Here is a 22090-nt window from a genome sequence, read left to right on the forward strand (position 1 = left end):
AATAATTATCTTCTTCCTGCCTTCCGATTGAATGCGTAGACACTCCATATAATGGCAATTAGAAGAAGCGCGATGCACCACCCAATTGCCCAGCCTACCTGATCTTGATAAGGAGTGCCAGTGAGCAGTCCACGAATCGTCTCAATGACCGGCGTGATCGGCTGATGATTCGCAATGCCTTGTAACCAAGTCGGCATCGTATTAGTTGGAACGAAGGCACTCGATATATACGGGAGAAAGAGCAATGCAAACCCATAACCACTAGCTGCGGACGGACTGCCTGTCATTAAGCCAATGGCAGCAAATAACCATGTGAACGTGTGGATGAATAAGACTATGATCCCAAGTGCGCCTAGCCACCCCATAACACCGGCAGATGGTGTGAATCCAACAAGTAGTGCTACGCCAATGACAATGCAGGTAGCAAGCAGATTACGCGCTAGACTAGCAACAACATGCCCGGTGACAACACCCATGCTCTGAATCGGCATCGTTCGGAACCGATCAATAATCCCATTTGTCATATCATGAGCGACATCAACAGCCGTACTGGATGAGCCGAATCCTGCGCAAAGTAGAATAATACCTGGTACGACATAATTCACATAGTTTCCCTCTGGTTCAATAGCCCCGCCGAACACAAAGGTGAATAGCAGCATCAACATGATCGGAAGCATGATGGCCATGATGAGTTGCTCCGTATTGCGTAAGCTAAGTCGAAGACTCCGTCCGATAAAGATCGCATTCACAGTAGCAAATGATGCGAATCGTTCCGGTGTAACCGTATGTTTCATATTCATGAGATCGACTCCTCCAAGTTGTTTGTTTTATTCGTTGTGAGAGCTAAGAACACGTCATCCATACTTGGTTTACGAAGACTTATCTTCGTATCTTGTGGGACTTTGCTTGCTAATTCATTCAAGGTGAAGCGAATATCTTGGATGCTGCCGGTTGTTGGAATTGTGCGAATCACATCATCCTTAGCATTTCGTAGTTCAATGACCTCACCGCCCACTTGAGACTTGAGTTCCTCTGCTGTACCCGTTGCTACAATCCGCCCACCAGTGATCACCGCAATTCTATCTGCTAATTGATCCGCTTCCTCCAAATACTGCGTGGTGAGGAAGATTGTGATACCTTGTTTTTTTAACTCTAAAATAACTTCCCACAGTGCACGCCTACTCGTTGTATCTAGCCCCGTTGTCGGCTCATCCAGGAATAGCACAGGTCTATTCACGACAAGACTAATTGCAAGGTCCAGTCTTCGACGCATACCTCCTGAGTATGTCTTGACTTGCTTTTTCGCTGCATCAACAAGGTTAAAATGTTCAAGCAGATCCGCGGTTCGCATGGCAGACTGTTCTGAAGTAAGACCACACAGTCTGCCAATCATGTTCAAATTCTCTTCCGCCGTTAGAATCTCATCCACAGCTGCGAATTGCCCAGTAAGACTGATCGAACGCTTCACCTCATTGGCTTCACTACGTACGTCATATCCTGCTACTCTTACATTCCCTTCATCTGCCGTCACTAAAGTGGACAAGATGTTAATCAACGTCGTTTTACCTGCTCCATTAGGTCCAAGAAGTGCATAGACGTAACCTGTTGGAACCTTAAGATCAACACCATCGAGTACAACTTGCTTACCAAACTTTTTCTTTAAACCAACCACTTCAATTGCAAACCCACTCATATTCAATCTCCTCTCTAAACCGCTCATTAAATTGTGTATTATATAAACAATATATGACATATACAATTATTTATCAACCATTCCTCGTAAAAAAATTTTCTTGCAACTCACTATTGACAAAATATTATGATTATCCTACAATCAGTTTTAATTAATTGGATATCTAAACGTTGCGATTAGAAATAGTAGAAGTGAAATGACTTTCCAGAGAGCCGTTGGTTGGTGTGAAACGGTAATGTCGTGCATTTCGAACTCGTCTATGAACTGCTGCCTGATCATGTAGGGTATGCCGGAATTCCACCGTTACAAGGATAGATGGTGCTAGCCATCGAATTAAGCTCATTTCGCAAGAAATGAATTAGAGTGGTACCGCGGGTTCAACCTCGTCTCTATACATAGAGACGGGGTTTTTTGTTGGTTAAAATCCGGATTTAACTGGCCCCGCTTCACATATAAATACAAATTAACAAGACTTAGGAGGAATTAATGATGAGTCGTAAAATTATTGTGTTTGATACTACATTGCGTGATGGTGAACAGGTACCAGGGGCTAAACTTAACTTGAATCAAAAAATCGAAATTGCTCAGCAACTTAAACGGCTGCATGTAGATATAATCGAAGCAGGCTTCCCTGCTTCTTCAGTGGGAGATTTTCAAGCGGTACAAGAAATTGCTCGAAGTGTTGGCGACAGTGTATCCATCACTGCGCTTGCTCGTGCAGTTAAAAGTGACATCGATGCCGTATACGAAAGTATTCGACTTGCACAGAATCCACTTATTCATGTCGTGCTGGGTACATCCAATATCCATGTGGAGAAGAAATTTAATCGTTCCAAATCAGATGTTTTGCAAATGGGGATTGATGCTGTAAAGTATGCCAAAACCCTACTCCCTCATGTTCAATACTCGACGGAAGATGCATCGAGATCCGATTTTGAATACTTATGGAGTACGATTGAAGGTGTTGTTAAAGCTGGGGCAACGATGATTAACGTACCGGATACAGTGGGATATGCCGTTCCAGAGGAGTTCGGGGATCTCATTCGTCGAATTAATGATCGCTTGAAAAATCTAAACGATAAAGTCATTCTCAGTGTTCACTGTCATAATGACCTTGGAATGGCAACAGCCAATACACTGCAAGCGATTAAAAATGGCGCTGAGAAAGTTGAAGTTACGATCAATGGCTTAGGAGAACGTGCAGGCAATGCTTCACTTGAAGAAGTCGTCATGGGCATTAAAGTGCGTGAAAATTATTATAACTGTCATACGGGTATCAATACCCACGAGTTGCTTCGTACATCCAGACTAGTAAGCCACTTAACTGGTCTTGATGTGCAAGTAAATAAGGCCATTACAGGCGAGAACGCCTTTGCTCATTCCTCTGGTATTCATCAGGATGGACTGCTCAAGGATAAACAAGTCTATGAAATCATGTCACCAGAAGAAGTCGGCGCAGACAGCATGGAGCTGATCCTTACTGCTCGCTCCGGCCGTCACGCTTTTAAGAATGCGGTTGAAAAAATGGGCTTCGATACAAATGACGCAGATGACTTTGAACAACTTTTCGAGAAGTTCCTAACATTAGCCGATGCGAAGAAAGAAGTGTATGATCACGACGTATTCTACTTAGTTACCAATCACCGCACACTAGAAGCAAGTGATAACCATCTATACGAGATGGAATCTTTCCAAGTTGTTACCAACGACCTGTATCCAACGGCAACCGTAAAGTTGAAAAAGGGCGCTGAGACGCTGAAGGGCAGCAGCGTGGGCGACGGTCCGATTGATGCGCTGTACAGCGTGATTCGCCAACTTGTGGGACTTGATGTACAACTTAAAGATTACAAAATCAACAGTTTATCCCGCGGGAAAGAGGCAATTGGTCGAGTAAACATTCGTGTCGAGTATGATGGTAAAGTCTATTCAGGCCGTGCGATGGATACGGATATTATCAAAGCAAGTGGCAAGGCGTTCTTGAATGGGATCAATGCAATCTTGCTCGATGCATCGAATAGAGAAGATATGCAGCAGGAGAATGATGAGGCGTTCTTGATAGCTGAATAGAGTGAGCAGGTGAATAAGCGAGTAGTCTAAGTCCCTCCATTCGCTTTCCCGGGACTTAGAACTACCCTCTTTGCAAAGTTTTTTAACGACGGCAGCGATGCCGTTTTTTATTTTTTCGCATACGTTCCGATAATCTCTTGTACATAACTGAGTGCATTGGACTGTTTGCTTGCGCGCATATTGGTGATGTATTTTGATCGATTGGCATATAAGCCGGTGATCCCCTTCATTAAGGAATCGACAGTCAGGTTTTCTTCCTCCAGCACTTCACAATAACCCGATTTTTGAAAAGAACGTGCGTTCAGTATTTGATCACCTCGACTCTGTTTAGCGGAAAGCGGGATCAGCAGCATAGGCTTATGCAGTGCACAGAACTCGAATATCGAGTTGGAGCCTGCTCTTGAAACGACGACATCCGCCATCGCCAGAACATCAGGTAGCTCTTGATCCAAATATTCGAACTGTCGATAATCAGGATTCGTAATTGAAGGGTCTAATTGATTCTTCCCACATAGATGAATAACTTGGAATTGCTTCATAATTTGGGGCAATGCCTCTCGAATTACACGATTGATACTTTGCGCACCTAGGCTTCCGCCCATAATCAATAAGACAGGTTTGTTAGGATTGAATCCGTATAATCGCCTGCCTTTATCCGCACTTCCTCCCATAATCTCTGGACGCATAATCGCTCCAACATGGTAACTATTCGTTCCCTCTTTTAGCTCACTTGCCGTTTCAGAAAAAGTTGTGCATACCGCTGTCGCAAAACGAGTTGCGATTCGATTCGCAAGTCCCGGCGTAATATCTGATTCATGAATAATAATCGGTACTTTATTTAAGCGTGCACCAAGAATGACCGGAACCGAGACAAAACCACCTTTTGAAAATATGAGATCAGGTTTGCGCGACTTGATAATCTGATAAGCTTGCACAACGCCCTTGCATACTTTAAATGGGTCCTTGAAATTACTCCAACTCCAATACCTTCTCAGCTTTCCAGTTGCGATTGGAAAATAGTTCACATCCACAAGTGACGCTACGAGCTGCTTTTCAATTCCATTTTCAGAACCGATATAATCAACTGTACAGCCTTGCTCCAGATAATGCGGCATCAAAGCCAGATTAACAGTAACATGCCCAGCAGAACCGCCACCGGTAAACATAATTTTTTTCATCAAAATAATCCTCGTATTTCATCATGATTTGATTCCATTATTCCTTTTAGTAGTTGACTATTGGAATATTGTGGAATAATGTTGTGTTATTATTTATCTAAAAGGAGCATTGATTCTCATGGAACAAAAAGCGAATGTTTATTGGCGTATTTCCATCTATATTCTTATTTTTACAATCATATTGTTTTTATTCTGCCTTGCAGTTAATATTCCACGCGGAGGTATTTACTCATTTAGTGCTCAGTGTATACTGGTTCCTATTGCTTTTATTTTCTCCTTATTATCATATAAAATAAAGAAAAGTTTCAAATCAATTTTAATGATGATATTACCATTGCTCTCATTTCTGATTGTTCCAGCTTATTGGTTTATCGGTACTTTATTATTTGGACCATAGCTCTTATGGCGCAAAAAACATTATACTACAAGCTGGCGCGGAATTAATCCACGTCAGCTTATTTAGTTTCTATGGTAATATATTGATTGTCTGATTTATCAAAGAAATAAAGGGGAAATTCCTATGGCAGAAAAAACAAGAGTTATCGATGTCGTACCTTACCAACCCACGTGGAAAGAGTCTTTTACCGAAATTAAAGCCATGATTCAATCCTATATCGGTGATCTTATCTTGCGCATCGAACATGTCGGCAGTACTTCCGTAGAAGGTTTACCTGCTAAGCCAATCATTGACCTGGATGTCGTCATTGATTCCTATGAAGTACTGCCTGCTATTATCGAACGATTAGCCAAAGAAGGCTATGAACATCAAGGCAATCTAGGCGTCGATGGCCGCGAAGCATTCCAACGTACTTTTGACGACGGGCACATGAAATACCATCTGTACGTCTGCCCCAAAGACGGCAAAGGCTATTTCGAACACATCGCCTTACGCGACTACCTTCGTGCCAACACCGATGCTCGCAATGCTTATGGTGAACTGAAACAACAACTTGCCATTAAGCATCGTTATGATATCGATAGTTATGTGAATGCCAAAACCGATTTTGTTCGAGATATTCTAAGTAAAGCAGAACTACATACGCAAACGATCAATTGGAAAATGGGTGCTAACGGGCGCAAATTTATCGCTTCTTTTAGCGGCGGGAAAGATAGTACACTAGCTCTCTATAAAGCGATGCAGGTCGGAGAAGCCCTTGGACTTATTGTCATGTTTGAGGAAGAAGGGCAACGTTCAAGAGCTCACGGCATGCCGCAAGAAATCGTCAAGGCTCAAGCTGAATCCATCGGATTACCTATCTTTTCAGCTGCAACAAGCTGGACGGAATATGAACCGAACTTAATGCGACTATTAGGGAAAGCTAAACAACAAGGTGCAGAAGTATTAGTATCAGGGGATATCGATGTTCCTGCACATGGAAACTGGCTTGATCGGGTTACACAAAATGCAGGATTAAAACTAGGGATGCCTCTTTGGGAAATGGGTCATCGAGAAGTGGTTGAACAATTCATCGGCTTGGGATTCGTGACAATCATCGTCTCGGTCAATTTAACAAAAGGCATGAACGAAGAGGATCTAGGGCGTACGTTAACCCTTGAGTATGTGAAAGAGCTTGAGGATCGAGGAATTGACCCTTGCGGAGAAAGTGGAGAGTTCCACACGACTGTCATCGATGGTCCCCTATTTAAAAACCCTATACCTGTTCGCAAATGTGCGATTATTAAGGATGAGAAATATGCATATCTGCCATTGGAGTTAGATAATGAAGCAAATCATCCTTGAAAACGACAGAGAGTCGTCTAAGTCCTGGAAAGCGAAGCGTTCCGCCTTTGAAAATTTGTTCTAACCCTCTAATCTAATCAAGAGAACAAATTTTCAACAGCGGATGGAAGGACTTAGACGACTCGTCGTCGACTTTCAAAAACGTTATTCTTTTCCAATAAGATAAATTAATTAACTCCCCTTAACAGCCTTCTTCCGTTCAACTAGCTTATATACTTGCTCCAGTACGATACAAGTTACCATCCCCAGAATCAGTCCATTATTCGCCACTGTCCGAAGCAACCCTGGCAATTGCCCAATCGCTGTCGCCGGAATAAACATACAACCAATCCCGATCATCAAAGATACCCCAAGTATAAACCGGTTCTTATCATTGAGTTCAATATTGCGATACTCCTTTAAGCCAAGCCCAATCATCGAAGCAAACGGAACGAAAATTGTTGCATACCCAACTGGCATCGGAATGGAAGAAAAGAATGCTGTTAATGTCGGGAAGAAACTAATCCCTATCATAAACACACTCGCTATAATAAACGGCAGCCGTTGGAAAATGCTCGTCGTTAGAATAAAACCCGCTGTACCAGAGATCGGCACACAGCCCATCGCAGAGAATACACCCCCAAGCATACTATTAACCCCCATGATCGCCGTAGTACGGTTATAAGGAATATCCTGCACATCCCCGCCTTTACTTTTCACAACGTCAGCAGTTATTTTGATGCTTGTGATCATATTCGTCAGGAGCAAAAGACTAATAAAGATCGAGGTCACCAGAATCCCAGAATCAAACATCGGTACTCCCCATTCGAATGGCTTAGGAGCTGAGAACCATGTATCAACGGGTGTCTGTGGCTGACTCACACCAAATAGCATAAACAAGATCCAACCTGTTGCAAGGCTTATGAGTATCGAATAGTTACGGAAGATCGCAAACCGACTTCGCGGTAAAATCATTGCAATAATCACGGTTAAAATAGCAGGAACGGCTACTTGTAAGTTAACTACCGTAGAGGATAAATAGCCAATCCCCATTATGCCTTTCATAAAAGAGCCGCTTAATTGCGCCACAAGCAAAATCAAATATGTACCAATGACAAGCGGTGTAAAAAGCTTCGAAATCGAAGCTGTCCAGCGGAACAATGCAATGACCGCGAATAAAATACCCGCTATGATCATGCCCATTTCAAGCTGCTGCAAACCAACCGAAAGACCTAGAGTACCTGATGCGATTAGTCCAGCATAAACCGTAAATACCCCCCACCAGAGCCCTGCCGGGTTTTCCATAATCGGCAATCGATGGCCAAATATCGTCTGCAATAAGCCCGACAAGCCAATTAACAAGAAAGTTCGCTGTATCATACTGGATATATCTTCTGGCGGAAACCCAAAAGCATGCCCAGCCGCAATTGGCGCGACTAAACTGCCTGCAAGAATGAATACAACCCATTGGAACGAGGAAAAAAATAATTTCATTGGTGACACTCCTATCTTCTTTTCGAACAACCCGCTCTTTCTTCAGTCCACAAAAAACCGTCGACCAAATCGACGGTGTGATCGCTCTTTTTTATTTCTTAGGCAGTTCATCTTCATTCTTTCCAAGAATCTGTGTTAGTTCTTTTAAAAACATGTTAATGTCCTTGAATTGTCGGTAGACCGAAGCAAATCGAATATAAGCCACTTCATCAACAGGATACAGCTGTTCCATTACAACTTCACCTATTGCTCTCGAATCAACTTCTGCTAAAGCTGTTGTACGCAGCTGCAGTTCTACCTCAGTCACTATTTTCTCTAATCGCTCCATAGAGACAGGTCTTTTCTCACATGCGCGGATCAAGCCGCGAAGCATTTTTTCACGGGAAAATTCTTCTCGTGATCCATCCTTTTTAATAACAATTAGCGGTGTCTCTTCTACGGTTTCAAAAGTTGTGAATCGCTTCAGACATTTCTCACATTCCCGGCGGCGACGAATCGATTTATTCTCATTAGCCGCTCTGGAGTCTAACACTTTTGTTCCTGAGTGATCGCAATATGGACACTTCATTTTCCTCACCTCACAATTGTTCGAATTTGCCAGTTGTTACTTGTAATGAACCTTGAGAAAACGAGCATAATAGATTTACCAACCAAGAGGAGGTGAACACACATGGCAGGTAACAACACTTTGATCGTTCCTCAAGCTAATGCAGCTTTGGATCAAATGAAATATGAAGTAGCTCAAGAGCTTGGTATCACTATCCCACAAGATGGATACTATGGCAACATGGCTACTCGTGACACTGGTTCCATCGGTGGTAACATCACAAAACGTCTAGTCCAAATGGCTGAACAACAATTAGCTGGACAAGGACAAAGCCGTTAATTCACCAAGGCAACCAAAGAAGGAGTGCTGGAGGAAACTTCAGCGCTTCTTTTTTAATCAGACAAATACCATTATGAGGCCTTGTCCCAGTTCACACCATAAATTTTATAATATTTATGATAATAGTACAAAACACGTTGAACAAAATGTCGCGTTTCACCGTATGGAATTTGTACAGAATTTTTCTCCGTACCATCCCAAGTTCCGTTTTGTATCCATTTTTTAACATTACCTTGTCCAGCATTATAAGCTGCAACCGCGATGACCATATTACCATCGTATTGATTAAGCAGCCAATTTACATACCAGGTTCCCATCTGAATATTAAAATTGGCATCCATCACATTATCCATTGATCCTGACAGTCTACCAAGCTCATTGATCCATTTCGCGGTTTCTGGCATAAGCTGCATTAACCCGAGTGCGCCTTTCTTACTCGTTTCATTCGGTTTGTAATTACTTTCCACACGAATAATTGCAGCTATTAATAATGGATCTACATTATAAGTCTCTGCATGTTTTTTGATTTCAGTGCGAAAATGAATCGGATAGAGCAAAGTTGAAAATGTCTGCGAAAAGACGAACATCGTACATGTAATGATAAGCAGAAGTATCGCGAAAAATCGTTTTTTCCGAAAAAAACTCATTCGAATGCGATTCCCTTCCAAAAGGTTTCGATCTGCTCTTCTGTGGCTTCAATGGATCCACGATTATCAATTACAATATCTGCTCGCTGCCGCTTCTCTTCGATGTTCATTTGGGAGTGCAATCGGCTTTCCGCCTCTTCTATATTATAACCATCTCGGCTCATTAATCGCTCTATTTGTTTGTCGCGAGGGATGTAGACGACCATTACTTGTTCAAAAATGACCTCATATCCGGATTCATAGAGTAGTGGGATGTCCACCACAACAAGCTTGTCCGGATTAGCAAGCTGCTCCTCCGTCATTCGACTCTCAATTCTAGCTCGAATGAGCGGATGCAGGATCGCATTTAAAGCTAATCGCTTCACTTCATTACCAAATACAAGGCTTCCGAGCGCTTTTCGATTTAAAGTTCCATCTTCATTCAAAACTTCTTGGCCGAACCGCTCCTTTATTTGCTGTAAACCAGGTGTGCCAGGTAGGACTACCTCACGGGCAATAACATCTGCATCAATAAGAATAGCCCCAAGCTGTACAAGCTTGGCAGCCACAGTACTTTTCCCACAAGCTATACCGCCGGTAAGTCCGATATTCATCGAGTCTCCCCCTTACACTTTATAATAATTTGATGATTCCCATTAGGATGAGTACGCACCCAGGCAACAATGACATTTTACGAATCCAAGCTAAATCAGCGAATCGCAATCCAAAATGAAGACCTAGCGAAATGAACGTACCACTCGAGAACGCAATCACTGCTGCTGTTAATGCAGGTGCAAACCCGATTAATGCCGCGCCAATTCCTGCTCCGAACGAATCCAGAGACAGTGCCAAGCCAAGAAACACCGCTTCAGATGCAGAAATAGACCCTGATTTATCCATGTCAGCTACTGCTGGTGTGCGAAGAATTTGAATCACGAGCCCAAACCGACGCAGTTCGATGTTTAAAATTTCTTTGACCGAATGGTTCTGGCTTTCTGCAGTCGTATCGTTTTTCTCAACTAACGCCTCAGAATGGTTATCCCGAGATTCGTGATTCTTTTGTATAAAAAGCTGAATGAGTGCCCATACACCAATCCCTATAAGAATGATTGCCCCAATCCTGCTCGACCATTCAGAGCTTAGGAAAGTGGACAGCCACCTGCCAATTCCCATGGACATGTAAATAATAAAGCCGGAGAAACAGGAAATAATGGCGATGGAAAGCAAGCCGATACGGATTTTACGTAATCCATACATCATACCCACACCAAATCCATCAAGTGATACGGCAATGGCAAGCACAAAAAGTGACAAGATAGGCAACATAGATACATCCCCCTAAAGAAAGCATTTCAGCATTTCTCTCTATCTTATGGAGGTTCATTTGTCCATGGTGCCTATTTTTCGATTATTTCTGGCAGTTTGTACAAATATGCGTGCCACGACCAGCAACCACATATTTGGTAATCGGTGCTCCGCATTTTTTACATGGTTCGTCTTTACGACCATATATTTTGAACTGATGCTGGAACATGCCCATCTCGCCCTGTCCATTCACGAACGATTTAATCGACGAACCACCTACTTCAACAGCATGTTTGAGCGTTTCAACAATTGCCGTGTATAAAGCCTTCCGTTCATCAGAGCTTAAAGATTTCGCTTCACGTTCAGGGTGAATCCCCGCTAAGAATAACGATTCATCCACATAAATGTTGCCGATGCCAACAATGCGTTCTTGATTCAGCAGCAGCGGCTTGATCTTGGTGGAACGATTCGCGATTGCATGGGTGAAAGCCTCTAGTGTAAAAACATCCTCAAGAGGTTCTAGTCCCAGTTTATTAAGTGGAGGCTTCACAAATTCCTCACCCTTAGGAAATAAATGCATCGTACCGAATTGACGCACATCTTTATATCGAAGCTCGGTTCCATCTGTGAACGTAAACAAGACATGTGTGTGCAATTCCACAGGTTCATCCTTCGGATACACGCCATATCTCCCCTCCATCCGCAGATGAGACACGAGTACAAAGTCATCAAAAATAATGCGAAGAAACTTCCCTCTGCGCCCGACTGCTTGGATCGTCTGTCCTTGCAGCAAAGCAGCGAATAGCGCCGGGTCATCGGGTAGCTGGATAATGCGATTCAGACGAACTTCAACAGAAGCAACCGTCTTGCCTACAACAAGCTCGGTGAGCGTTCTTCGTACGGTTTCAACTTCAGGTAGTTCTGGCATCGGGTCACCTCACCAATTCGTAATCATGTGTTCAAAATTTAGTCGTTACAGAGAAAAGAAGCACTTTCGGCCGCTGTTGAAATCGTGAATTTTGATTAGGTTAAATAGGGTATTCACTTTTTCAAAGGCGAACGCTTCGCTCCTACAGTACTTCTATTCTCTTCCACTTTACGTTTGTAAACTTATTCCTTATTTAGCTTCGTACCAATTCAGACCGAAACTGACGTCAGCTTTGAGTGGTACATCTAGTTTTAATGCGGATTCCATCACTTCAGGTACGATTTGTTTCATGAGCTCCAATTCATGCGGCGGCACTTCGAATACCAATTCATCGTGTACCTGTAATAGCATGCGAGATTCGAGTCCTTCTTCACGCAGTCTTGCTGCCATGTTTACCATCGCGAGCTTAATAATGTCTGCTGCTGTACCTTGGATCGGTGTGTTCATCGCGGTACGCTCTGCAAAAGAACGAAGATTGAAATTCGATGCATTAATTTCTGGTAAAATACGGCGTCTTCCAAGCATGGTCGTCACATAGCCATTCTTACGAGCTTCAATAACCACATCATCCATGAATTTACGAACCCCGCCGAATACAGCAAAATACTGCTCGATAAACTTCCCAGCATCTTTACGTGTAATGTTCAAGTTCTGCGATAAACCATAATCAGAAATACCGTATACGATACCGAAGTTAACAGCCTTCGCTGAACGACGCATGTTGGAATCCACTTGATCCTGCGATACGCCGAATACGTCCATCGCTGTTTTCGTATGAACATCTAGGTTATGTTGAAATGCTTCAATTAATTTAGGATCTTGCGAGATATGGGCAAGCACACGCAGCTCGATCTGCGAATAGTCTGCAGCAAGTATGGACCAACCCGGTTCAGAAGGGACGAACACTTTACGAATTTGGCGTCCTTCTTCCATACGAATCGGGATATTTTGCAAGTTCGGAAACTGTGACGACAATCTGCCTGTTGCGGCAATCGTCTGTCTATAGTACGTATGCACTTTGCCTGTGCTGGTACGCACTTCCTTCAGCAGTCCTTCTACATAAGTCGAGAGGAGCTTGGACAATTGACGATAATGTAAAATAAGCCCGATCGCATCGTGATAAGGTGCTAGTCGTTCCAATACTTCCGCATCGGTGGAGTAGCCGGTCTTAGTCTTCTTTTGAACAGGTAAGCCTAACTTTTCAAAAAGAACTTCACCTAACTGCTTCGGTGAGTTGATGTTAAATTCTGTACCCGCAAGCTCGTAGATACGGTTCATGATCTTGTCCAACTCAGCAGCGAAGCCATCGCCGAGCTGCTTTAATGCAGCAGTATCTACCTTGATACCCTGCTGCTCCATACCGGCAAGAACGCCTGTAAGCGGTAGTTCCAGCTCATGGAAGAGCGGACCCATGCCGCTGCTTGCGAGGGCTTCGCTCATCAGCCCTGCTAGATGAGCGGTCACCTGCGCCTTGCGACACAAATGTGACGCAAGGGCTGCTTCTTCCGGCAAGCGGAACTTGGTTCCCTTGCCGTATACATCTTCATCGGCGCGCAAAGCAAGCGCGCCGTAACGGGCTGCCATGCCGCTAAGCGTTAGACTCGACTCTGTCGGGTCGAGCAAATAAGCGGCAAGCAGCACGTCTTGCGTCACGCCGCGCAGCGTGACGCCATGCCAGTGCAAGGCGATGTCAGCTCGGTGAAGGTCGCATACGACCTTCGCCGCATTCACATCGCCGAGCCAGGCGCGCAAGCCTTGCGCGCCATCCCCTTCGCCGCACAGCGCCGCGAAAGGCACGTAAAAGCTCATCGCCGCAGTGTGGAGCGCGGCGCCCAGCACTTCCCCTTGGTGAGGGTTGTCACCAATCACCTCAATATGCAGCGCTTCTACTTGCGGCAGCGCCGCAAGTAGCGCTTCGAAATCTTTTTCGCTGGAAACGATCGTAATCGAAAGTTCTTCCATGCTATCTAATGAAGCTTCGCTTTCTGCATCTGAGAAATCGAGCTTCGCAAGTAGCGATTTAAATTCCAACTTGCTGAACATATCCTTCAGCGCTGTACCTTGAAAACCGTCAAACTGCAGGCTTTCCCACTCCGCTGCCATCGGAACGTCTCTGTAAATTGTTGCAAGCTGCTTACTCATCCGGGCATCTTCCGCGTGAGCTGCAACCTTTTCACCAATTTTACCTTTGATCTGGTCAGCATGAGCAAGGACTTCTTCCACTGTGCCGTATTCATGTAAGAACTTAAGCGCTGTTTTCTCTCCTACACCTGGAATACCAGGAATATTATCCGATGTATCTCCCATTAAACCCTTTAGATCAATAATTTGCTTCGGTGTTAATCCATACTTCTCCTGAATCTCCACAGGTCCAAAACGATCTACCTCAGAAATTCCCTTACGTGTAATCGCCACAGTGACATGATCAGAAGCAAGCTGCAGCATATCCTTATCTCCGGATACGACAAGCACCTTTTTCCCTTCTGCATCCGCCTGACGTGTTAACGTACCAATAATATCATCCGCTTCGAACCCATCAAGTTCATATTGCTCGATCCCGAAAGCTGTAATTAATTGTTTCAGAACTGGAAATTGTTCAGACAGTTCAGGTGGAGTTTTCTGTCTGCCACCTTTATATTCGGTATATTCTTTATGTCGAAATGTTACTTTACCTGCATCAAAAGCAACTAGGAAATGTGTTGGTTTTTCTTCTTCTATTAAACGCAGCATCATTGTTGTAAAGCCAAACAATGCATTCGTATGTAAACCACTTGAGTTGCTCAACAAAGGCAATGCAAAAAAAGCACGATAAGCAATACTATTTCCATCAATGATGATTAATTTTTCCATTAGGAGCACCCCAATTTATTCATACTATGTCCATCATAGCATAGCTGAAGTAAATCCCAAAGCAGACATTGATGCCCAAAGTTCTTCATAAACATAATGTAAGAAAAATATTTCGGTATAAGATAGAGGAGGAGCTTCGATGGGCCCCTTTTTTACCCAGAGTGGCAAAAAAGTTGTTTTTTTTGACATGAACAATACGTTAGTGGATCGCCGTAAATGCTTTGACATGGCTTTTCATGAGGTGCTTCAAGATTTTACAGGCAGATGGAAAGATGGAAATGCAAGTTGGAATCCCAACGATGTGCTTCAAGTGTATAAACTGGAATGGAGCAAACACCGGAAATCCCACATTAAAGGTTCCTCCCAAGCTGAGGATATGCGAATGCAGTGCCTAACTAAGGCACTTGAGCCATATTCGTTTAAACTTACTCCTACCTTTATGAAGGCATTCTTTAATGCGGTTGATGATGCAGAGGAAAGTTATGTGACCTTATTCCCTGGTGTTGATGATACACTTCGGGCACTCTCGGAAAAATATACACTCGCCATCATCTCCAACGGTTCCCGCAAACGACTTGAGAAAAACTGGAGTCAACTTAAGCTGGGTAAGTGGTTTACTCATGAGCGTATCTTCTCCTCCCAGCAAGATGGCTACCGCAAACCGCATCCCGCTATTTATGAAAGTGCAATGAAAGCAATGAACTGCAGCCCCTCACATGCGATTATGGTCGGTAACTCTTGGAAGAATGACGTTCTTGGCGCAACAAAGTGCGGTATGGATGCCATCTGGATTCATCCCAATCATATGAAAAAAATATCACAGCGCAAAATTGGTAAGCAGCGCGTTATTATCATTCGTGCCCTCCGCCTCTTGACTCAAGTTCTATAAGTTTTACATTCCGTTAATGAAACTTTGCCTTGGAGTTAACATTTCATTGTTAAGATAACCCCTGTAAACAAAAAACAAGGGGGAACATTCAAATGATGTTCAAACAATCCAAAGTATTCGCTGTTTCAATGAGTATCGTATTATCCATGGGATTACTTGCAGGCTGCGGCGGCAAAGAAGAGGCTAAAAAGAATGAGTCCACTCCGACAGCAAAAGTTGAAGAAATTTCCGGTACAGTTACAGCTTCAGGTTCCAGCGCACTTCTACCACTTGTTAAACAAGCAGCAACTGAGTTCCAAGACAAAAATCCAAAAGTAACAGTTAACGTAACTGCAGGCGGTTCAGGTACAGGACTTAAGAACGTAGCAGACGGTACTTCTAATATCGGTAACTCTGATGTAGAATCTGGTGCTGAATATAAAGATAAAGGTTTAGTCGACCACATTGTTGCGGTTGCACCTTTCGCACTAATCGTGAACAAAGATGTAAATATTGAAAACTTGACGAAAGCACAAGCTGCAGACATCTTCTCCGGTAAAATTACAAACTGGAAAGAAGTTGGCGGCGCTGACAAAAAGATTACAATCGTGAACCGTCCAGACAGCTCCGGTTCCCGTAAACTTGTGAAGCAAATCGTTCTAGGAAGTGCTGATTTCGCAAAAGGCGGAGTTGAACAAGAAAGCAGCGGTGCTATGAAAACAGCAGTTGCTCAAACTACTGGTTCAATCGGTTATGTAGATTCACCATATATTGATGCTGAAGTGAAAGCATTGAAATTCGATGGCGTAGCTTACTCCAAAGAAACAATTAAAGACGGTTCCTACAAATTGTTCGGTATCGAGCACATGTATACAAAAGGTGAAGCAACTGGCGCAGTTAAAGCATTCATCGACTACATCCTAAGCCCTGACTTCCAAAACAAACGTATTGAAGAGCTTAAGTTCTTACCTGCTACATTCCTTAAAAAATAATCCGTAACTCCCTATAGCAAAAAGAGCAGTGGCCCCCCACCGCTCTTTTTTGCTGTATAGAAAAATCTTCATTGGAAGCGACTCAGCGTAATCTAAGTCATGGAGAGCGCAGCGGTCGCCTTTGAAACATGAGTCCCAACCTACCAATCCAATCTAAATCTAATCAATGGGACTCATTTTCAACAGCGATGGAAGGACTTAGATAACGCGTCGTCGCACTATCAGACATTTTTCGAAATTTAACACTCCGTTTACAAAACCTTAAAGTGTCGTTTACAAATATCTTTTATGATGTTCATGACATTAGCTCAATTAAATACATGAAAAGGGGGATTCCTGGTTGAACTCGATCTCAGAAAAGCACCACCAGCAGGGGACCACCACGAAATCCAAACGTTCACAATCTCAAACTCGCAACGATCAAATCATGCGATACATCTTTATTGGAAGTGCCATCATTGTATCTGCCGTCATTTTCTCCATTATTGGGTTTGTTGGCCTGCAAGGACTCAAAACATTCCAAGGTGTTTCACCAATTGAATTTTTCTTCTCAAAAGAATGGAATCCAAGCAACAATGAGTTCGGTGCCTTACCCTTCATATTCAGCACTTTGCTGCTTACTTTTTTATCAATCGTATTTGCTGTTCCCCTTGCCGTATCAGGGGCTGTGTTCATGGCTAAGATCGCTCCTAAGTGGGTACGTTCCATCTTACGTCCAGCAACAGATTTATTCGTAGGTATTCCATCTGTTGTGTACGGTTTAATCGGATTAACGGTCATCGTACCTTTTATCGGTAAAGTCGTAAACGGAACTGGATACGGGATTCTGCCAGCGGCAATCATTCTCGCCATTATGATTTTGCCAACCATTCTATCGATTTCTGAAGATGCGATCCGCGCATTACCACCCAGACTGGAAGAGGCTTCTCTTGCGCTTGGAGCGACGAGATGGCAGACTATCTGGCGCGTCCTTCTCCCTGCTGCAAGACCTGGCATTATTACAGGAACTGTTCTTGGTATTGGACGAGCAATCGGTGAGACAATGGCTGTATTCATGGTTATCGGTAACTCACCACAAATGCCTAAATCCTTAATTGATTCAACAACTGTGCTCACAACCGCGATTGTCAAAGACCTGGGAAATACGAATTATGGAACAACTTGGAACAATGCGCTCTATATGATGGCATTGTTGCTCCTTCTCATGTCCCTTGGACTCATTATTATCATTCGTGTTGTGGCCAAGAGGAGTGAACTGAAATGAAGAAGAGTAAACTAACGGATCGTATTGCGACCGCTTATTTTTGGGCAACAGGTCTGATTATCGCCTTTATTCTTGCTTGGTTCTTAATTCGAATCATCGGCGACGGGCTCCCTCACTTATCATGGAAATTTCTCACATCCAAGTCGCAAGACATTGTATCTGGCGGCGGGGTTGGACCACAGTTGTTTAACTCTTTCTATATCTTGTTCCTGTCCTTGCTTTTCTCCTTGCCAATTGGGATCGGAGCTGGTATCTATTTAGCTGTTTATGCACGAAACAATAAATTTACAGATCTCATTCGGATCTCTGTTGAAGCCTTATCTTCCGTTCCATCCATCGTTTTCGGTTTGTTTGGTTTCCTAATTTTCGTTAACTTGATGGGATTGAAAATATCCATTATAAGTGGTTCATTAGCCTTGTCACTTTTGAATTTACCTGTACTTGTTCGGGTGACGGAAGAATCTATTCGTACAGTTCCTGAATCATATTGGGAAGCTAGTCTTGCACTTGGTTCGACGAAATGGCAAGCCATTCGTAAAGTGCTATTGCCTGCTGCCCTGCCTAGTCTCATTACAGGTATTACACTTGTTGCAGGACGTGCACTTGGTGAAACAGCAATCTTAATTTATACCGCAGGTTTATCGACTTCACGGCATTTCCCGGATTTCAATCCGATGGCAATGGGTGAGACGCTTGCTACGCATCTTTGGTACATTCAATCCGAGGCGATCGTTCCCGATGCCAAACAGATTGCCCAAGGAAGTGCTGCACTATTGCTTCTCGTCGTTCTAGTCTTTAACTTACTCATCGTCATTCCTAGTCGAATCTACCAAAGAAGACTATCGGGAGGTAAATAATTATGTCTATTCATGTAAAAGATCTAAACTTATTTTATGGGGAGCATCAAGCCCTTTTTGATATCAATTTAAACATTCCTGATCAATCCGTAACCGCGTTAATCGGCCCGTCTGGCTGCGGTAAATCCACTTTCTTGCGGACAATTAATCGCATGAATGATCTCATCGATAGCGTTCGAATTACTGGCGAAGTAAATGTAGACGGTCATAACATCTATAACGCGGACACGGACATTGTATCGCTGCGTAAACGTGTCGGTATGGTATTCCAGCGTCCGAATCCTTTTCCAATGAGTATTTATGACAATATTGCTTACGGCCCGCGTATACATGGTATTAAGAAGAAAGCGGTACTTGATGAGCTTGTAGAACGCAGCTTGAAACAAGCCGCACTTTGGGATGAAGTTAAAGATCGCTTGAACAAATCGGCTCTTGGTTTATCTGGTGGTCAACAGCAGCGTCTCTGCATCGCCCGCTTGCTTGCGGTTGAGCCTGATGTCTTACTCATGGATGAGCCTACGTCTGCACTTGATCCGATCTCAACATTGAAAGTAGAAGAACTAACACAGACATTGAAAGATCGCTATACGATCATTATTGTGACGCACAACATGCAGCAAGCCGCACGTATTTCAGATACCACATCGTTTTTCTTAAATGGCATACTTGTGGAAACGGATCAAACGGATAAAATTTTCACCAATCCAAGTAATCAGAAGACCGAAGACTACATTACAGGTCGATTCGGTTAATAAAAGGGAGGTCCATCATGGATAACAGGTCTTTATTCCATCAATCGGTAGCTGATTTACAGTCACAATTGCTCAATATGGGCAGTGAAGTACAGCAATCCATTCGTCAAGCTGTCGATGCCTTAGCAAGATTGGATGTTGAACTCGCGAAAAAAACGATTGCACATGATGATGCCATCGACCAAACGCTGCTGAACATTGAAGAAGTCTGTGTTCGCCTTATTGCTCGTCAACAGCCGATGGCTTCTGACTTACGTATCATTCAAACGGCAAGAAAAATCGCAACTGATCTTGAGCGTATTGCAGATCATGCCGTTGATATAGCTAAGATCGTTCTCCGTCTTGCTGATGAGCAGCTCGTTAAACCGCTTGTCACAATCCCGCAAATGGCGCAGATTACAATTGATATGCTTCATGACAGTTTAAATTCTTACACACAGCGTGATGTGAATTTGGCGGCATCCCTTGCAGAGAAAGAAGAACAAGTTGATCGTCTTTACGCAGAATTGCTTCAAGAGCTTATCTTGATGATGGGCAGTGATTATGCACGCAATCGTCAACTCTCTCACCTCTCCTTCGTCGTTCATTACTTAGAACGTGTAGCGGATCATGTAACAAATATTGGCGAAGACGTGATTTATATGCTTACAGGCAAACGTAAAGACTTGAACATTTAACTTCTATTCGATAGCCGCTTGAGGATTCTTTCTTGGGATCTTTAAGCGGCTATTTATTTTTTATATTTCGTTTACAAATACCTTTATTTCCGTTGATCTTTTATTCGTACTATGAGTGGGAGTTATTTCATAATTGGATTAACATGAGGGGGAATTTGCTGCGTGCTCTTTTACAAACGAACATTAAAAGCACGAATGATTTGGAGTTCTTGCTTGATCTTGCTTATTATGGGTTGTGTTAGCTTGTTTAATCGAAGTCAATTTCTAACTCTGCAAGATACGATGGGACTACAGAATCACGAGAAAAGCAAACAGCAATTGGTCATGGAGCTTAAAGTGAAAATGAACGAGTTAGAGACAATCAAAAGCACCGTCATTATTACGAAAAATACGGAACTTGCTCCAAAATTCAACGATGTAAAAACCAAAATCGAAGAACTAATCAAGCAAATCTCACAAACCGCATCCAGTCAACAAGAAACGAATATGATCGCACAAATAACTGAAAACACGAATGAATATACGACAACTTTTGAAGCTGTGACTCGGATTCTGAAAAGCAACTCACTAAGTTCCCAAGACAAAGAACACGCATTAGAGAGTAACTTTAACTTATCTCAAATTCATAAGGAATATTTTTTCCAGATGATGGATAAATTTTATGCAATTTATTCAAATTCTGCTGAGCAAGCTCAACTCACTGCAGAGCATACCGTCAATGAAGCTATTTATTTTGCTATGCTTGCTTTTATCCTAGTCATCGTTGTCTCTAGCGGTATAACATTCTTACATATTCGCTCTTTCATGCGACCGATTCAACGGCTCCAGGCGGCAGTGAAACGGATTGCTCAAGGAGATCTTACCCATCGAATAAATAACGATTCCAAAGACGAGCTTGGCGATTTATCTCGCAGCTTCGATCTTATGATTGACCAAGTACGAAGCATGCTAAATCATACACAGGTAATCGCTTCATCACTTGCTGGACATGCTCAGACGTTTCATCATTTTTCACAAAGTACAGCATCTGCGAATGCCGATATTGTTCGCGCGATCCAAGCTATCTCTGTCGGCACTGACGAACAAGCACAGCATACCGAAACCACTTCACTAACTATCACAGACTTACAGCAAGATATACATAACATGACGGAATATGCACTCGATATGCAGCAAAAAAGCTATAGCGCCATTCAAACGACAGAACAAGGCTCTCAATCTGCAGAACATTTGCAGCAATCAACTCAACAAGCTAAACAAATTTTACAACAAATCATAGCCGTTATGGAGACACTTCATACCTCTTCAACTCAAATCGAAGTCATTGTAAATACGATTCAGAACGTATCTACACAGACCCAGATACTGTCCCTTAACGCAGCGATTGAAGCATCGCGAGCTGGTCAGCAGGGCCGTGGATTCTCCATCATTGCCGAAGAAGTCAGAATGCTCTCGATGCAGACCAAGGATTCGTCTCAAACCATAGTGGACATTATCCAAAACTTACAGCAACAAATTACCGAATTATCACAAACTCTTACTGACGCAGACCGTATTTCAAACATTCAACAAAATCATGTTCATGACTCCCTACAGTCATTTCATGCCATTCAACAAGTCATGTTGGGCATGTCGCAACAAATTGATCAAATGCAGCAACGCACACAAGATATTCGCATGAAAAATACATCCATTGTTGATGCAATTGTTCAAGTCGCAGGCATCGCACAGCAGACAGCTGCTGGAGTCGAAGAAGTCAATTCCACATCCTGTGAACAAGATTCAGCGATTAGACACATCGCCAAACAGGCTGAAGATATTTCATCGTTATCTGTGCAACTTTTCGATGAAATTAATAAATTTACAATTGTTGAGTCTAATCATAGAAAAGAAGCTGCAGATTAAACTGCAGCTTCTCTCTATTTTGTGACCC

21 protein-coding genes, 1 pseudogene and 1 other annotated feature are annotated in these 22090 nt (G+C 43.1%); of the genes and pseudogenes, 12 read left to right on the plus strand and 10 right to left on the minus strand.

The genetic code is table 11. From position 1 onward, the window contains the following. Positions 1-5: 5 nt before the first annotated feature. Both ACSBOP_RS15580 and ACSBOP_RS15585 read right to left on the minus strand, forming a co-directional pair. Positions 6-794: an ABC transporter permease gene (locus ACSBOP_RS15580; RefSeq protein WP_442604494.1), complete on the minus strand. Its 789-nt coding sequence runs from the start codon at positions 792-794 to the stop codon at positions 6-8. A 2-nt stretch (positions 795-796) separates the two neighbouring features. Further along, positions 797-1693 (minus strand): ATP-binding cassette domain-containing protein, encoded by an 897-nt coding sequence (locus tag ACSBOP_RS15585; protein ID WP_442601443.1) that lies wholly within the window; start codon positions 1691-1693, stop codon positions 797-799. A 163-nt stretch (positions 1694-1856) separates the two neighbouring features. Next, positions 1857-2087: a binding site (T-box leader), on the plus strand. A gap of 95 nt (positions 2088-2182) precedes the next feature. On the opposite strand from ACSBOP_RS15585, the gene ACSBOP_RS15590 reads away from it, so the two are divergent. Next, positions 2183-3760 carry a 2-isopropylmalate synthase gene (locus ACSBOP_RS15590; protein WP_442604495.1) on the plus strand — a complete coding sequence of 526 codons (1578 nt, stop codon included), beginning with the start codon at positions 2183-2185 and terminating at the stop codon, positions 3758-3760. Positions 3761-3867: 107 nt separating this feature from the next. Here ACSBOP_RS15590 and ACSBOP_RS15595 read toward each other — a convergent pair whose 3' ends face one another. Beyond that, entirely contained in the window at positions 3868-4938 is a 1071-nt protein-coding gene (locus ACSBOP_RS15595) for an undecaprenyldiphospho-muramoylpentapeptide beta-N-acetylglucosaminyltransferase (RefSeq protein WP_442601444.1), read from the minus strand. A 118-nt stretch (positions 4939-5056) separates the two neighbouring features. Here ACSBOP_RS15595 and ACSBOP_RS15600 point away from each other — a divergent pair, with 118 nt between their 5' ends. The 3 genes and pseudogenes from ACSBOP_RS15600 to ACSBOP_RS15610 all read left to right on the plus strand — a co-directional run bounded on the left by ACSBOP_RS15600 (position 5057) and on the right by ACSBOP_RS15610 (position 6679). Further along, positions 5057-5335 (plus strand): hypothetical protein, encoded by a 279-nt coding sequence (locus ACSBOP_RS15600; protein WP_442601445.1) that lies wholly within the window; start codon positions 5057-5059, stop codon positions 5333-5335. A gap of 201 nt (positions 5336-5536) precedes the next feature. Continuing rightward, positions 5537-5902 (plus strand): annotated as a pseudogene (locus ACSBOP_RS15605) (GrpB family protein); the annotation flags it as partial. Between the two features lie 96 nt (positions 5903-5998). After that, positions 5999-6679: a diphthine--ammonia ligase gene (locus ACSBOP_RS15610; RefSeq protein WP_442604496.1), complete on the plus strand. Its 681-nt coding sequence runs from the start codon at positions 5999-6001 to the stop codon at positions 6677-6679. A 171-nt stretch (positions 6680-6850) separates the two neighbouring features. Here ACSBOP_RS15610 and ACSBOP_RS15615 read toward each other — a convergent pair whose 3' ends face one another. Both ACSBOP_RS15615 and nrdR read right to left on the minus strand, forming a co-directional pair. After that, complete coding sequence (locus ACSBOP_RS15615; protein WP_442601446.1) at positions 6851-8152, minus strand: purine/pyrimidine permease; 1302 nt, start codon at positions 8150-8152, stop codon at positions 6851-6853. A 91-nt stretch (positions 8153-8243) separates the two neighbouring features. Then, positions 8244-8720: a transcriptional regulator NrdR gene (gene nrdR, locus ACSBOP_RS15620; RefSeq protein WP_442601447.1), complete on the minus strand. Its 477-nt coding sequence runs from the start codon at positions 8718-8720 to the stop codon at positions 8244-8246. Between the two features lie 102 nt (positions 8721-8822). Between nrdR and ACSBOP_RS15625 the strand changes: the two genes are divergently transcribed. Further along, the gene (locus tag ACSBOP_RS15625; RefSeq protein ID WP_442601448.1) at positions 8823-9038 is read left to right on the plus strand and encodes a small, acid-soluble spore protein, alpha/beta type; all 216 of its coding nucleotides are present in this window, start codon (positions 8823-8825) and stop codon (positions 9036-9038) included. 71 nt (positions 9039-9109) lie between these two features. Here the strand turns inward: ACSBOP_RS15625 and ACSBOP_RS15630 are convergent, their stop codons facing one another. The 5 genes from ACSBOP_RS15630 to polA form a co-directional block, all read right to left on the minus strand. Continuing rightward, the gene (locus ACSBOP_RS15630; RefSeq protein ID WP_442601449.1) at positions 9110-9685 is read right to left on the minus strand and encodes a lytic transglycosylase domain-containing protein; all 576 of its coding nucleotides are present in this window, start codon (positions 9683-9685) and stop codon (positions 9110-9112) included. Next, positions 9682-10278 carry a dephospho-CoA kinase gene (gene coaE / locus ACSBOP_RS15635; protein ID WP_442601450.1) on the minus strand — a complete coding sequence of 199 codons (597 nt, stop codon included), beginning with the start codon at positions 10276-10278 and terminating at the stop codon, positions 9682-9684. Before coaE ends, ACSBOP_RS15630 begins: the two co-directional genes overlap by 4 nt. Before the next feature lie 19 nt (positions 10279-10297). Further along, positions 10298-10990 carry a sporulation membrane protein YtaF gene (ytaF, locus tag ACSBOP_RS15640; RefSeq protein WP_442601451.1) on the minus strand — a complete coding sequence of 231 codons (693 nt, stop codon included), beginning with the start codon at positions 10988-10990 and terminating at the stop codon, positions 10298-10300. Between the two features lie 82 nt (positions 10991-11072). Next, complete coding sequence (gene mutM / locus ACSBOP_RS15645) at positions 11073-11897, minus strand: DNA-formamidopyrimidine glycosylase (RefSeq protein WP_442601452.1); 825 nt, start codon at positions 11895-11897, stop codon at positions 11073-11075. Positions 11898-12086: 189 nt separating this feature from the next. Continuing rightward, complete coding sequence (gene polA, locus ACSBOP_RS15650; RefSeq protein WP_442601453.1) at positions 12087-14747, minus strand: DNA polymerase I; 2661 nt, start codon at positions 14745-14747, stop codon at positions 12087-12089. A 139-nt stretch (positions 14748-14886) separates the two neighbouring features. Here polA and ACSBOP_RS15655 point away from each other — a divergent pair, with 139 nt between their 5' ends. From ACSBOP_RS15655 to ACSBOP_RS15685, 7 genes are all read left to right on the plus strand, one after another. Further along, positions 14887-15636 (plus strand): HAD family hydrolase, encoded by a 750-nt coding sequence (locus tag ACSBOP_RS15655; protein ID WP_442601454.1) that lies wholly within the window; start codon positions 14887-14889, stop codon positions 15634-15636. A 92-nt stretch (positions 15637-15728) separates the two neighbouring features. Further along, entirely contained in the window at positions 15729-16607 is an 879-nt protein-coding gene (locus ACSBOP_RS15660; RefSeq protein ID WP_442601455.1) for a phosphate ABC transporter substrate-binding protein PstS family protein, read from the plus strand. 427 nt (positions 16608-17034) lie between these two features. Beyond that, entirely contained in the window at positions 17035-17871 is an 837-nt protein-coding gene (gene pstC / locus ACSBOP_RS15665; RefSeq protein ID WP_442604497.1) for a phosphate ABC transporter permease subunit PstC, read from the plus strand. Next, a complete protein-coding gene (pstA, locus tag ACSBOP_RS15670) occupies positions 17868-18728 on the plus strand; it encodes a phosphate ABC transporter permease PstA (protein ID WP_442601456.1) in 861 nt (286 codons plus the stop codon). The genes pstC and pstA overlap by 4 nt, the downstream gene beginning before the upstream one ends. A gap of 2 nt (positions 18729-18730) precedes the next feature. Continuing rightward, the gene (pstB, locus tag ACSBOP_RS15675) at positions 18731-19480 is read left to right on the plus strand and encodes a phosphate ABC transporter ATP-binding protein PstB (RefSeq protein ID WP_442601457.1); all 750 of its coding nucleotides are present in this window, start codon (positions 18731-18733) and stop codon (positions 19478-19480) included. 17 nt (positions 19481-19497) lie between these two features. Beyond that, positions 19498-20157 (plus strand): phosphate signaling complex protein PhoU, encoded by a 660-nt coding sequence (phoU, locus tag ACSBOP_RS15680; RefSeq protein ID WP_442601458.1) that lies wholly within the window; start codon positions 19498-19500, stop codon positions 20155-20157. A gap of 162 nt (positions 20158-20319) precedes the next feature. Beyond that, entirely contained in the window at positions 20320-22062 is a 1743-nt protein-coding gene (locus ACSBOP_RS15685) for a methyl-accepting chemotaxis protein (protein ID WP_442601459.1), read from the plus strand. The last annotated feature ends 28 nt before the right edge of the window (positions 22063-22090 follow it).

It is taken from the genome of Paenibacillus sp. KN14-4R (genome assembly GCF_052180255.1).
Lineage (GTDB): Bacteria > Bacillota > Bacilli > Paenibacillales > NBRC-103111 > Paenibacillus_AM.